General features: G+C 71.9%; 12 protein-coding genes. All 12 read left to right on the top strand.

The window, feature by feature from the left end; all coding sequences use genetic code 11:
• Window positions 1-31: 31 nt before the first annotated feature.
• The 12 genes from F9C41_RS15495 to F9C41_RS15440 all read left to right on the top strand — a co-directional run bounded on the left by F9C41_RS15495 (window position 32) and on the right by F9C41_RS15440 (window position 12,005).
• Window positions 32-1,048 carry a TRM11 family SAM-dependent methyltransferase gene (locus F9C41_RS15495; RefSeq protein WP_155387450.1) on the top strand — a complete coding sequence of 339 codons (1,017 nt, stop codon included), beginning with the start codon at window positions 32-34 and terminating at the stop codon, window positions 1,046-1,048.
• 21 nt (window positions 1,049-1,069) lie between these two features.
• Window positions 1,070-1,363, top strand: coding sequence for a DUF503 domain-containing protein (locus F9C41_RS15490; RefSeq protein WP_155387449.1), 294 nt, complete (start codon window positions 1,070-1,072; stop codon window positions 1,361-1,363).
• A 310-nt stretch (window positions 1,364-1,673) separates the two neighbouring features.
• Window positions 1,674-2,162, top strand: coding sequence for a 30S ribosome-binding factor RbfA (gene rbfA, locus F9C41_RS15485; RefSeq protein ID WP_155387448.1), 489 nt, complete (start codon window positions 1,674-1,676; stop codon window positions 2,160-2,162).
• Window positions 2,159-3,193: a DHH family phosphoesterase gene (locus F9C41_RS15480; protein ID WP_230689619.1), complete on the top strand. Its 1,035-nt coding sequence runs from the start codon at window positions 2,159-2,161 to the stop codon at window positions 3,191-3,193. Before rbfA ends, F9C41_RS15480 begins: the two co-directional genes overlap by 4 nt.
• Before the next feature lie 161 nt (window positions 3,194-3,354).
• Window positions 3,355-3,762 (top strand): hypothetical protein, encoded by a 408-nt coding sequence (locus tag F9C41_RS15475; protein ID WP_155387447.1) that lies wholly within the window; start codon window positions 3,355-3,357, stop codon window positions 3,760-3,762.
• Entirely contained in the window at window positions 3,759-3,977 is a 219-nt protein-coding gene (locus F9C41_RS15470; RefSeq protein ID WP_196279780.1) for a DUF6186 family protein, read from the top strand. Before F9C41_RS15475 ends, F9C41_RS15470 begins: the two co-directional genes overlap by 4 nt.
• Before the next feature lie 718 nt (window positions 3,978-4,695).
• Complete coding sequence (locus F9C41_RS15465) at window positions 4,696-5,619, top strand: PH domain-containing protein (protein ID WP_155387446.1); 924 nt, start codon at window positions 4,696-4,698, stop codon at window positions 5,617-5,619.
• A complete protein-coding gene (locus F9C41_RS15460; RefSeq protein ID WP_155387445.1) occupies window positions 5,616-6,959 on the top strand; it encodes an MATE family efflux transporter in 1,344 nt (447 codons plus the stop codon). The genes F9C41_RS15465 and F9C41_RS15460 overlap by 4 nt, the downstream gene beginning before the upstream one ends.
• Before the next feature lie 104 nt (window positions 6,960-7,063).
• On the top strand, window positions 7,064-7,993 hold the full coding sequence (gene truB, locus F9C41_RS15455; protein ID WP_407924699.1) for a tRNA pseudouridine(55) synthase TruB: 930 nt from the start codon (window positions 7,064-7,066) through the stop codon (window positions 7,991-7,993).
• Complete coding sequence (locus tag F9C41_RS15450) at window positions 7,993-8,928, top strand: bifunctional riboflavin kinase/FAD synthetase (RefSeq protein WP_155387444.1); 936 nt, start codon at window positions 7,993-7,995, stop codon at window positions 8,926-8,928. Before truB ends, F9C41_RS15450 begins: the two co-directional genes overlap by 1 nt.
• A gap of 242 nt (window positions 8,929-9,170) precedes the next feature.
• Window positions 9,171-9,440: a 30S ribosomal protein S15 gene (rpsO, locus tag F9C41_RS15445; RefSeq protein WP_155387443.1), complete on the top strand. Its 270-nt coding sequence runs from the start codon at window positions 9,171-9,173 to the stop codon at window positions 9,438-9,440.
• A gap of 234 nt (window positions 9,441-9,674) precedes the next feature.
• Complete coding sequence (locus F9C41_RS15440) at window positions 9,675-12,005, top strand: polyribonucleotide nucleotidyltransferase (protein WP_155387442.1); 2,331 nt, start codon at window positions 9,675-9,677, stop codon at window positions 12,003-12,005.
• The last annotated feature ends 82 nt before the right edge of the window (window positions 12,006-12,087 follow it).

Here is a 12,087-nt window from a genome sequence, read left to right as displayed (position 1 = left end):
CGTTGAGAAAGCGGCGGAAGGAGTGGCACAGGTGGCTAGGTACGGGCTTCTGGTGGCGCCGTCGGCGAACCGGGTCTACACGCAGTCGGCCCCGGAGTTGATGGCGGCCGAGCTGGCCGTCTTCTCCGAGCGGGCGCTGGGCGGGCGGATCGAGCCGGCCGAGATCGTGGAGTTCGCCGGGCGGCCGTACCTGTCCTTCGAGGTCGAGGACGGCACGCTCGGCACCGAGGAGCTGCGGGTGCTGGCCAACCTGTCGTCGGCGTACGCCCTGTTCGAGATGGTCGACGGCGGGCTGCTGCGGCCGCTCGGCGAGCCGTCGCTCGACCGCTACGACGACGATCTGATCACCATCCAGAAGTACGCCGGCAAGACCAATGAGCACTTCACCAAGCTGCTGCTCAACGTCACCGTGCTGGCCACCTCCTGGGCCGAGCAGCTGCTCACCAAGCGCTTCACCGTGCTCGACCCGGTCGCCGGCCGGGGCACCACGCTCAACCAGGCGCTGATGTACGGCTGGGACGCGGTCGGCATCGAGCTCGACGGCAAGGACGTCGAGGCGTACAGCGGGTTCCTCAAGACCTGGCTCAAGAACAAGCGGATCAAGCACACCACCGAGATGACGCCGCTGCGCCGCGAGGGCAAGCGCCTCGGTCGCCGCTTCGACGCGCGCATCGGCGACGTCCGGGAGAGCCCCCAGCACCTGTCCGTGTTCGAGGCGGACACGATCCAGTCCCGGGCGCTGCTGAAGGGCAACTCGGTCGACATGATCGTCGCCGACCTGCCGTACGGCGTGGTCCACGGCAGCCGCAGCGCCAAGGGCCTCGCCCGCGGCCCGCAGGAGCTGCTGGAGGAGGCGCTGCCGGGCTGGTCGTCGCTGCTGCGTCCCGGCGGCGCGCTGGGCATGTCCTGGAACACCCACGTCGCCCCACGCGAGGACGCGCTGGACCTGCTCGAGGAGCACGGACTGGAGGCCGTCGACTACGAGGGCTTCGAGCACCGCGTCGACCAGGCCATCACCCGGGACATTCTGGTGGCCCGCAAGGTGTGACCTGGCGTACTGTCATCGCTCGTGCATACCGGAACATCCGTTTTCGACCTGCTCCTGCCCGGTGACTCCCGGTCGCTGAAGGAGAAGCGCTCCTACGTCCGTCCGATCATCGCGGCGCTGAAGAAGTACGAGGTGGCCGTCGCCGAGGTGGGCGCCATGGACCTGCACGGGCGCGCCGAGATCGGGGTGGCCGTCGTCGCCGCCGACCCGGCCCACGTCAACGAGGTGCTGGACCACTGCGAGCGCCTGGTGGTCGGCCGCCCCGAGGTCGAGGTCCTCTCCGTGAAGCGCCGCTGGTACGGCGACGACGACTGACCCGTTTTTCATAGACTGACCCGTTTTTCATAGACGTTGGCCTATCTGGATGACTTTTCGGCGATCGAACTCATCCAGATAGGCCAACGTCTATCGATGGCGGGCCGGGGCGCGCCCGAGCGGCCGCCCCAGACGCCGGTGTATCCGTGGTCACAGGGCTGAGCTGGGAGGGCGGAAGCGCTCAGCTCCCGCGAGTGACAGTCGGGCCCGGCGGGTAGTGTCATGGTGTTGGTTTCGACCCTGGCTCGTCACCGCGGCCGGCATGAGTCGGCGCGGGCGCGTCGTGGTCGTCGGTCGCGGAGGTGACGTGATGGCTGATCCAGCCAAGGTTCGCAAGCATGCGGAGCGAGTGCGTGAACTCGTCGCATCGGTGGTTCGTACCCAGATCAAGGACCCGAGGCTGGGGATGATCACGATCACCGACGCGCGGATCACCGCTGACCTGCGCGAGGCGACCGTCTTCTACACCGTGCTCGGCGACGCCGAGGAGCAGGCGGGCACCGCCGCGGCGCTGGAGAGCGCCAAGGGCATGCTGCGCGGCGTGGTGGGCCGGGCCCTGGGCCTGCGCCACTCGCCGTCGCTGGCGTTCGTCTCCGACGACGTGCAGGAGCACGTGAAGCACATCGACGACCTGCTCGCCGAGGCCAAGCAGCGCGACGAGGTCGTGCAGCAGCTGGCCGCGGGTGCGGCGTACGCCGGCGAGGCGCAGCCCTACAAGGTCGACGAGGACGACGACGAGGGCGCGGCCGACGACGATGACGAGGAAGAGCCTGCGCTGCGCGCGGCAGTCCAGCGGTGAAGCCCACGACGCTGGAGGCGGGCACCCTGGGCCGCCCGACCGAGCAGGACTGGGCCGCCGCGGTCGACGCGGTGCGGTCCGGGCTGCGGCCGGGCGCCCGGGTGCTGCTGGTGTGCCACGTCAACCCCGACGGTGACGCGCTGGGCAGCATGCTGGGCTTCGCCCAGGGGCTCCGCCGGCTCGGGGTGACCTCGCTGCAGTGCACCTTCCCCGGCCCGCTGAGCGTGCCGGAGCCGCTGCACATGCCCGCGATGGACCTGCTGATCCCCGAGGGCGAGGCCGACCCGGCTCCGGACCTGCTGGTGACCTTCGACGCGGCCAGCGAGTCGCGGCTGGGCGCGCTGGTGGACCGGCTGGAGACCGCGACGGTCAGCCTGGTGCTGGACCACCACGCCTCCAACACGGGCTTCGGCAAGGTGTCGCTGGTCGACCCGTGCGCCGCCGCCACCTCGGTGGTCGCCGCGGAGCTGCTGCGCCGCCTGGACGTGCCGCTGGACCGGGACATGGCCGAGTGCCTGTACATCGCCCTGGTCACCGACACCGGCTCGTTCAAGTTCGACCTGACCACGCCCGAGGTGCACGAGCTGGCGGCCCGGCTGGTGGCCACCGGCATCGACGTCGGGGCGATCTCGCGCCGCATCTTCGACAGCCGCCCGTTCGGCGCGGTCCGCATGTTCGGCGAGGTGATGGGCCGGGCGCAGCTGGAGCCGGAGTCGGCGGGCGGGCGCGGCCTGGTGTACGCCGTGGCCACGCTCGACGACCTGGCCAAGCACCACCAGCCGCCGTACGTGCTGGAGGCGCTGATCGACTCGGTGCGCTGCGTGTCCGAGGCCGACGTCGCGTTGCTGCTCAAGCAGGTGGCGCCCACCGAATGGGCGGTCTCCATGCGCAGCAAGGGCGGTGCGGACGTGAGCCGGGTCGCGGTCGCCCTGGGCGGCGGCGGGCACCGGCTGGCAGCCGGTTTCACCGGCCGCGGCAGCGCCGAGCAGATCATCGCGGCGGTACGCGACCAGCTGGCCTCCCAGGCCTGACCGCCCCGGCCGGTCCCCGGAGCGGCGACGAAGATCGCTGGTTCGTGCCGTGATCTGTGGCCTGACCGCGTCTTCTGACACAACGCGGCGATCATGCGGGCCGCCGGTCTTCCGGCAGGAAAGATCTCCCGGAAGACCGGTCAACGGAGCACAATCAGGTCATGGAACAGCGTCCTGAGCTCACCGTCGAGCCGGTGTCGCCCTGGGCGCGCGCGCAGGTCATGCTGCCGGTGTTCGTCCCCTTCGCGCTGCTCGGCGGGCTGCTCCCGTCGTTCTCGCTGGCCGCGAACCTGTACGTGCTGGCCCTGGGCGGGGGTCTGCTGCTCGCGGGCATGTCCTCGCGGCTGCCGCGGCGGGCCGCGCCGGTGACCCTGCTGCCCGGCGTCGCCTGGTGGCTGGTGCCGGTGGCCGTGTTCGTGGTGGTCGAGGTGATCACCTTCGGCATGGGTTCCACCCACGACTACCCGACCCTGTCCCTGCTGGCCGACCCGCTGCTCGACGGTTACCTGGTACGCAGCATGGCGTACTTCGGCTGGCTGGCCGGATTCTGGGGGCTGGTGCGCCGATGAGCCTGACCCGTCTGCTGGCCATCGCCGGGTTCGTCCTGGCCGTGCTCGCGGTGCTCGCCGTCGAGTGGGCCGCCCGCCGGCCGAGTTCCCGCATCCCGACCCTCGGCGACGTGTCCGCGCTGGTCATGCGGTACGACGTCGGCGGCATCCCGGTGGGCCGCCTGGCCATCCTGAGCTTCTGGTTCTGGCTCGGCTGGCATTTCCTCGCCCGCTGACGCGCCCACGTCCCCCACGCCTCCGGCAGCGCGCGCCCGCGTCCCGTCCCTCGAGTCCCTCGGCTCCGTCGGTCCCTCGCGTCCGTCGCGCCGCCCCCTCATGATCGTCGGACTTGCCGGGCGGGTGTGCGAAAGCGTGCTCAAGATGCGCACGAGTGCCAGGCAAGTCGGACGATCATGCCGCCCGCCGCCCGCCGCCCGCCGCCCGCCGCCCGCCGCCCGCCGCCCGCCGCCCGCCGCCCGCGCGGCAAAGGTGTGACGAATCAGCAATCGGACATATCCGACTGGTCGTGCGTTAAGGCAACGCCCAGCAGCGTTGTCGTATCGCCGACGTTCCGTGATGTGGGAACGACTGTGCAGGATGTGGAACTGAACGATAGTTTTGTCTGCAGCGGCGGCCGCCCGCGGTCCACGACGACCTGCGGCCCCGCGGCAGTCACACCGGCGATACAGCTCGGCGATCCCGAGAGCGGCGGCGGACTACAGAAGAGCACGGCGCGTCCCTGACACGACCGCGCGACGAAGTTGACCCGTTGTTGTTCTGTGAAAGGACCGTCCGATGCCTACGTCCAAGAAGCCCCAGCCGCAGCCCACCGAGGAAGAGCGCGAGCGCGAGCAGGCCCGGCGCGCCCTGCAGACCTCCATGGACACCCGGCAGTAGTCCGCCCGGCAAACGACGGGGACACGGCGGGGTGATCGCGGCGTCTACGCTGTCGTGATGTCCTCGACAGCCGTGCCTGCGGCCCCCGCCATCGACGAAGTGCTCGCGGACCTGGCACGGCAGACCCGCCGGCTGCGCATCACGGCCTGGGTCGTCGGCGGTGCCGGTCTGCTCGGCGCCGCGGTGCTCGCGGGCGTTGCCGGCGAGACCTGGATGTGGCGCACGGTGTCCGCGATGACGGCGCCGGCCGCGACTCTCGTCTACCTGGTCGCGGTCCTGCCGCTGTGGCGGCTGCGCCGCGCGCAGGCCCTCCTGCCCATCGGTCTGCCTGTCGGCTTCACGACGGCCGCCTCGCCGGTCGGCTACGCGCGGGTGGTGTTCGTGCTGGCCGCCGCCGGCTTCGCCTGGGGCGCGGGCGCGACCGCTGTGGCGATCACGGCCGTGCTGCTCGCGGTGGTGCTCGGCCTGTGGCCGGTGCGGATCGTGGTGACGCCCGGCGGCCTGACGGTCCGCTCCGTACGATCGCGGCGGGTGGCTTGGGCGCAGCTCGCCGACGTCCGGGTGACGGCCGCCCACGGCATCGACCGGCTGGTCCTCACCGTCGACCGGCCCGGCTCGACGACCGGCACGGTCCGGGTCGCGCTCGGCCCGCTGGACGTGGACCGGGCCTTCCTCGCGTCCCTGCTGACCCACTACCGCGCCGTGCCGGAGGACCGCACGGCGATCGGCGCACCCACCGAACTGGGCCGCCGCCGCACGGCCCACCGGGCCGCGGCCGCCGCTCCCGCCGCTGCACTCAGGGTGGATCCCGGCGAGGCTGCCGCCGACGTCGTCGCGCCGGTCGTCATTCCGACGCAGGCTGCGCGCCTGGTCGAGCAGGTCGTTGTCCCGGCGCAAGCCGTGCGCCTGGTCGAGCAGGTCGTCGACGTGATCGACCCGGGCGCCGATCCGGGTGCGCAGCCCGCTCCGGCACTGCCGTGACCAGCGTGCGCAGCACGGGCGCGACGGAGTACCGCCGGATCGCCGCCTTGGCCCTGCCCGCCCTGGTCGTGCTGGCCGCCGAACCGTTGTACGTGCTGGTCGACACCGCTGTCGTAGGCCACCTGGGCCGGGTGCCGCTGGCCGCGCTGGGCATGGCTGGCACGGTGCTCGGGCTGGCCGTCTGGCTCGGCAACGTGCTGGCGTACGGCACCACGGGCCGGGCCGCGCGCCGCTTCGGGGCCGGTGACCGGGCCGGCGCGGTCGCTGAAGGCGTGCAGGCGTCCTGGCTGGCTGTGCTCGCCGGGCTCGCGCTGGTGGTGGCGGCGCAGGTCTTCGCGGGGCCGCTGACCCGGGCGCTGTCGGGCAACGGCCCGGAGTCCGCTGAGGTCGCCGCGCAGGCCGAGTCGTGGCTGCGGGTGGCGAGCATCGGTGCGCCGTTCATTCTGCTGGCGATGGCCGGCAACGGCTGGATGCGCGGGGTGCAGGACACCCGCCGCCCGCTGCGCTACGTGCTCGGCGCGAACCTCGCCTCGGCGGTGCTGTGCCCGCTGCTGGTGTACGGGCTGGGCTGGGGCATGGTCGGCTCGGCCTGGGCCAACGTGGTCGCGCAGGCCGCCTCCGGCGGGCTGTTCCTGCGCGCGCTGGCCGTGGAGCGGGTGCCGCTCGCGCCGCGCTGGGACGTGCTGCGCCGCCAGCTGTCGGTCAACAGCAACCTGATCGTGCGGGGTGCGGCGTTCCAGGCGTGCTTCCTGTCCGCGGCGGCGGTGGCGGCCCGGTTCGGCGCGGCGGCGCTGGCCGCGCACCAGATCGCGCTGCAGCTGTGGTTCTTCAGCGCGCTCGTGCTGGACTCGGTGGCGATCGCGGCACAGTCGCTGGTCGGCGCGGAGTTGGGCGCCGGTGACGCGCCGGCGGCGAAGCGCACCGCGCGCCGCATCACCTGGCTCGGCGGCTGGTGCGGGGTCGCGTTCGCCGTCGTGCTCGGCGCGGGCGTGGCGGTGCTGCCCGCGCTGTTCGTCGACGATCCCGCGGTATGGGCACAGACCGCGCTGATCTGGCCGTGGTTCCTCGTGCTGCTGCCACTGGGCGGGATCGTGTTCGCGCTCGACGGGGTGCTGATCGGCGCGGGCGACGTGGCATACCTGCGCAACCTGACCATCCTCGCCGCGGTGGCCGGTTTCCTGCCGCTGACCTGGCTGGCGTACTACCTCCAGCTCGGCCTGGCCGGGGTGTGGGCCGGGCTGACCATGTTCATGGTGGTGCGTTTCGTGGCGCTGGTGCTGCGGATGCGCACCGGCGGCTGGGCCGTGCCCAGCCCGGGACCGGTCCCCGCCGCACCCTAGGCTGGACGGGCCGATCAGGTGCGGACGCGCCGCACATCGGCGCAGCCGGACCGGCGCGGGTCGCGGCCCGTCGGCGCGCCCGGCGCGGCCGGGCCCTCGCGACGGTGAGCGCAACGAGGAGAAGCGTGAGCAGCAGGAAGAACGAGCACCCGGTGACCGACGGGCTCATCGTGGTCGACAAGGCCGGCGGCATGACATCGCACGACGTCGTGGCCCGGGTGCGCCGGATCGCGGGCACCCGCAAGGTGGGCCACGGCGGCACGCTGGACCCGATGGCGACCGGGGTGCTCGTGCTCGGCGTCGGGCGGGCCACCCGGCTGCTCACGTACGTCGTGGGCACGGCCAAGGTCTACCGCGGGGTCATCCGGCTGGGCCAGGTCACGGTCACCGACGACGCCGAGGGCGACGTCACCGCCACCACGCCCGCCGGGCACGTCACCGACGAGCAGATCCGGGCCGGGCTGGCCGGGATGACCGGCGAGGTCGACCAGGTGCCGTCCGCGGTCAGCGCGATCAAGGTGAACGGGGTGCGCTCCTACCACCGGGTGCGCCAGGGCGAGCAGGTCGAGCTGCCCGCGCGCCGGGTGACGATCTCCCGGATCGACGTGTCCGAGATCACCCGGACCGACGACGTGGTCGACGTCGCCGTGGAAGTGGCCTGCTCGTCGGGCACCTACATCCGGGCCATCGCCCGTGATCTGGGCGCCGGGTTCGGTGTCGGCGGTCACCTCACCGCGCTGCGGCGCACCGCCGTGGGCGGGTTCACCCTCGCCGAGGCGTACACCCTGGAACAGCTCGCGGAGCTCGCCGACCCGGTGGCGCTGCCGCTGGCGCAGGCCCTGGGCCGCGCCATGCCGGTGCGCGCGGTCGACGCGGACGCCGCGAAGATCGTGTCGCACGGCGGGCCGCTGCCCGCGGTCGGCCAGGCCGGGCCGTACGGTGTGGTGGGCCCGGACGGGGCCGCGCTGGCCGTCATGTCCGAGCGCGGCGGCCGGGCCAAGGCGGAGATCGTCCTGGTGGGAGGCGAGCAGTGATGCAGCGTTGGCGGGGGTACGACGCGGCGCCGGGCGGCTGGGGCCGCGCGGTCGTCACCATCGGCGTCTTCGACGGGGTGCACACCGGCCACCAGCAGACCATCGGTCACGCCGTGAAGCGCGCCCGCGAGCTGGGCCTGCCCGCCGTGGTGCTGACCTTCGACCCGCACCCGTCCGAGGTGGTGCGCCCCGGCTCGCACCCGGCGATGCTCACCTCCCCGCAGCGCAAGGCCGAACTGCTGGAAGGGCTGGGCGTCGACGTGCTGTGCGTGCAGCCGTTCACGCTCGACTTCTCCAAGCTCGACGCCGACCGGTTCGTGCACGACGTGCTCGTCGAGCACCTGCACGCGGCGCTGGTCGTGGTGGGGGAGAACTTCCGGTTCGGGCACCGGGCCGCCGGCGACGTGGAGCTGCTGGCGAAGCTGGGCCGAACGTTCGGCTTCGCGGTCGAGTCCGCCCCGCTGGTCACCGGCGACGGCACCGTCTACTCCTCGACGTACGTGCGGGCCTGCGTGGACGCCGGTGAGGTGGAGGCGGCCGCGGCGGTGCTGGGCCGCCCGCACCGGCTCGAAGGCGTCGTCGTGCGCGGCGACCAGCGCGGCCGGGAGATCGGCTTCCCGACCGCCAACCTGATGGTGGCCAAGTACGCGGCGGTGCCCGCCGACGGGGTGTACGCCGCCTGGCTGGTCCGCGGCAACGAGCGGCTGCCCGCGGCGGTGTCGATCGGGACGAACCCCACGTTCGCGGGACAGGACCGGCGGGTCGAGGCGTACGTGCTCGACTTCTCCGGCGACCTCTACGGCGAGCGCCTGGCCCTGGACTTCGTCAGCCACCTGCGTCCGACCCTCAAGTTCGACGGGATCGCGTCCTTGGTCGAGGCCATCGAGGACGACGTGGCCCGCACGCGAGCCGTGCTGGGCGTGCCGAAGCCGTAGGGCCGAGCTTCATGATCGGCGGTTGGTGTCGGTTTGCCGGTCGGACCGCAGATCGTGACACCAAGCATCGATCTTGGGCGCGGGGGCGACGGCGCGGGGTACGCGTAGTTTGCGTATCCCGGCGGGGTGGTATCTCACCGGCTGGTAGCCTGGAAGGGACACCGGGTCACCGGTGTCGGCCCGGTATGCCTGCACGACGCCGCGGGATATCGGGTGGCAAAGACTCACCAGTTAGGGAGACCATGGCGCTCGACGCTGAAGTCAAGACCCAGATCATGGCGGATTACGCCGTCGTCGAAGGTGACACCGGTTCGCCGGAGGTCCAGGTGGCGGTGCTCACCAAGCGGATCCAGGACCTGACCGAGCACCTGAAGGTGCACAAGCACGACCACCACAGCCGTCGTGGTCTGCTGCTGCTGGTCGGCCGCCGCAAGCGGCTGCTGGCCTACCTGCAGAAGTCGGACATCGCCCGCTACCGTGCGCTCATCGAGCGCCTCGGCCTGCGCCGATAGTTCTGACGGGGGAGCGGCGCCAGTCGCTCCCCCGATGTTTGAACCACACTTTGGCACGCACCCGCCGTCGGGAAGAAACACCGGGCCTGGCGCAAGCAACACACCCAGGCCAGCCGGTTTGGGTCGGTCCTCGGTAGTGGTGTCCGGAGCGAGCTCCGGGCGCTTCGATCGAAGACCGACTGTCCTACCCGGCAACGGGCGGCACGTGCCGCGACAGAAGGAGCACACAGCTTCATGACCGAGCACAATCTCGGCGAACAGACCAGCAAAGCAGTGATCGACAACGGGTCCTTCGGTACCCGTGAGGTCGTCTTCTCGACCGGACGGCTGGCCCGACAGGCCGCCGGCTCCGTCACTGCCCAGCTGGGCGACACGGTGGTCCTCTCCGCGACCACCGCGGGCAAGCAGCCCAAGGACCAGTTCGACTTCTTCCCGCTGACGGTGGACGTCGAAGAGCGGATGTACGCCACCGGCCGCATCCCGGGTTCGTTCTTCCGCCGTGAGGGACGTCCCAGCGAGGACGCCATCCTCACCTGCCGTCTCATCGACCGGCCGCTGCGGCCGTCGTTCGTGAAGGGCCTGCGCAACGAGGTCCAGGTCGTCGAGACGGTCCTCGCGCTCGACCCGGAGCACCCGTACGACGTGGTCGCGATCAACGCGGCCAGCATGTCGACCAAGCTGTCCGGCCTGCCGTTCAGCGGCCCGATCGGCGCCACCCGCGTGGCGCACATCGACGGCCAGTGGGTGGCGTTCCCGACCCACTCCGAGCTCGCGCGAGCCACCTTCGACATGGTGGTGGCCGGTCGTGCTCTGGAGGACGGCGACGTCGCCGTCATGATGGTCGAGGCCGAGGCCACCGCGAACACCCTCAAGCTGGTCGCGGACGGCGCGCAGGCGCCGACCGAGGAGATCGTGGCCGGTGGCCTGGAGGCCGCCAAGGTCGCCATCCGCGAGCTGTGCCGCGCGCAGAGCGAGCTGGCCGCGGTCGCCGCGAAGCCGGTGACCGAGTTCCCGGTGTTCCTGGACTACCAGGACGACGTGTACGCGGCCGTGAAGGCGGCGGCGGGCACCGAGCTCAGCGAGGCTCTCAAGATCGCCGGTAAGGCCGATCGCGAAGAGGCCCTCGACCTGGTCAAGGAGAAGGTCGTCGGCCAGGTCGCGCCGCAGTTCGAGGGGCGCGAGAAGGAGGTCTCGGCCGCTTTCCGGTCGGTGACCAAGTCCGAGGTGCGCAACCGCGTGCTGCGTGACGGCGTCCGCATGGACGGCCGTGGGCTGCGGGACATCCGCCAGCTCACCGCCGAGGTGCAGGTGCTGCCGCGGGTGCACGGCTCGGCGCTGTTCGAGCGGGGCGAGACCCAGATCCTCGGCGTCACCACGCTGAACATGCTGCGCATGGAGCAGGCGCTGGACACTCTCTCGCCGGAGAAGACCAAGCGCTACATGCACAACTACAACTTCCCGCCGTACTCGACCGGTGAGACCGGCCGGGTCGGCTCGCCGAAGCGCCGCGAGATCGGCCACGGCGCGCTGGCGGAGCGGGCCCTCATCCCGGTGCTGCCGGCGCGCGAGGAGTTCCCGTACGCCATCCGGCAGGTGTCGGAGGCGCTGAGCTCCAACGGCTCGACCTCGATGGGTTCGGTCTGCGCGTCGACCATGTCGCTGCTGAGCGCCGGTGTGCCGCTGAAGGCCCCCGTCGCCGGTATCGCCATGGGCCTCATCTCCGACGAGGTGGACGGCAAGACCCAGTACGTGACGCTGACCGACATCCTCGGTGCCGAGGACGCGTTCGGCGACATGGACTTCAAGGTCGCCGGCACGCCGGACTTCGTGACCGCCCTGCAGCTGGACACCAAGCTCGACGGCATCCCGTCGGACGTGCTGGCCGCCGCGCTGCAGCAGGCCCACGAGGCGCGCCAGACCATCCTGGGTGTGATGGCCGCGGCCATCGCCGCCCCGGGTGAGATGAGCGAGTACGCCCCGCGGGTGACCTCGGTCAAGATCCCCGTCGACAAGATCGGCATGGTGATCGGGCCCAAGGGCCAGACCATCAACGCGATCCAGGACGAGACCGGCGCCGAGATCTCCATCGAGGACGACGGCACGATCTACGTCGGCGCGACCAACGGCCCGTCGGCGCAGGCCGCCGTGGACCGGATCAACGCCATCGCGAACCCGACCATGCCGAAGGTGGGCGACCGCTTCCTGGGCACCGTGGTGAAGACGGCGGCGTTCGGCGCCTTCGTCTCGCTGACCCCGGGCCGCGACGGCCTGCTGCACATCTCCAAGGTGGGCGACGGCAAGCGGGTCGACCGCGTCGAGGACTTCCTCAACGTCGGCGACAAGGTCGAGGTCGTCATCGCCGACATCGACGCGCGCGGCAAGGTCTACCTGGACAAGATCGGCCCCGACGGCAACCCGATCGTCAGCGACAAGCCGGCCCCCCGCGAGGGTGACCGGGGTGGCGACCGCGGCGGCGACCGCGGCCCGCGCCGCGAGGGCGGCGACCGGCCGGCCCGCAGCGGTGAGGGCGGCGGCGAGCGCCGGCGCACCCAGCGCCGCGACTGACACCCGTCGGTGACCAGCCAGAACAGCTAGAACACAGCCCGCGGGGAAGGACCTCCTTCCGCGCGGGCTGTGCCCATTACCC

Origin of the sequence: Catellatospora paridis (genome assembly GCF_009720365.1) — a bacterium.
Lineage (GTDB): Bacteria > Actinomycetota > Actinomycetes > Mycobacteriales > Micromonosporaceae > Catellatospora > Catellatospora paridis.
This window is presented reverse-complemented; position numbering and strand designations above follow the sequence as displayed.

What these genes read in the sequence shown, in the direction of transcription:
- F9C41_RS15475 (WP_155387447.1), top strand. Translation starts at nt 3,355, where the DNA reads ATGGAACAGCGTCCTGAGCTCACCGTCGAGCCGGTGTCGCCCTGGGCG.
- F9C41_RS15465 (WP_155387446.1), top strand. Translation starts at nt 4,696, where the DNA reads ATGTCCTCGACAGCCGTGCCTGCGGCCCCCGCCATCGACGAAGTGCTC.
- F9C41_RS15440 (WP_155387442.1), top strand. Translation starts at nt 9,675, where the DNA reads ATGACCGAGCACAATCTCGGCGAACAGACCAGCAAAGCAGTGATCGAC.
- F9C41_RS15470 (WP_196279780.1), top strand. Translation starts at nt 3,759, where the DNA reads ATGAGCCTGACCCGTCTGCTGGCCATCGCCGGGTTCGTCCTGGCCGTG.
- rpsO (WP_155387443.1), top strand. Translation starts at nt 9,171, where the DNA reads ATGGCGCTCGACGCTGAAGTCAAGACCCAGATCATGGCGGATTACGCC.
- F9C41_RS15450 (WP_155387444.1), top strand. Translation starts at nt 7,993, where the DNA reads ATGCAGCGTTGGCGGGGGTACGACGCGGCGCCGGGCGGCTGGGGCCGC.
- rbfA (WP_155387448.1), top strand. Translation starts at nt 1,674, where the DNA reads ATGGCTGATCCAGCCAAGGTTCGCAAGCATGCGGAGCGAGTGCGTGAA.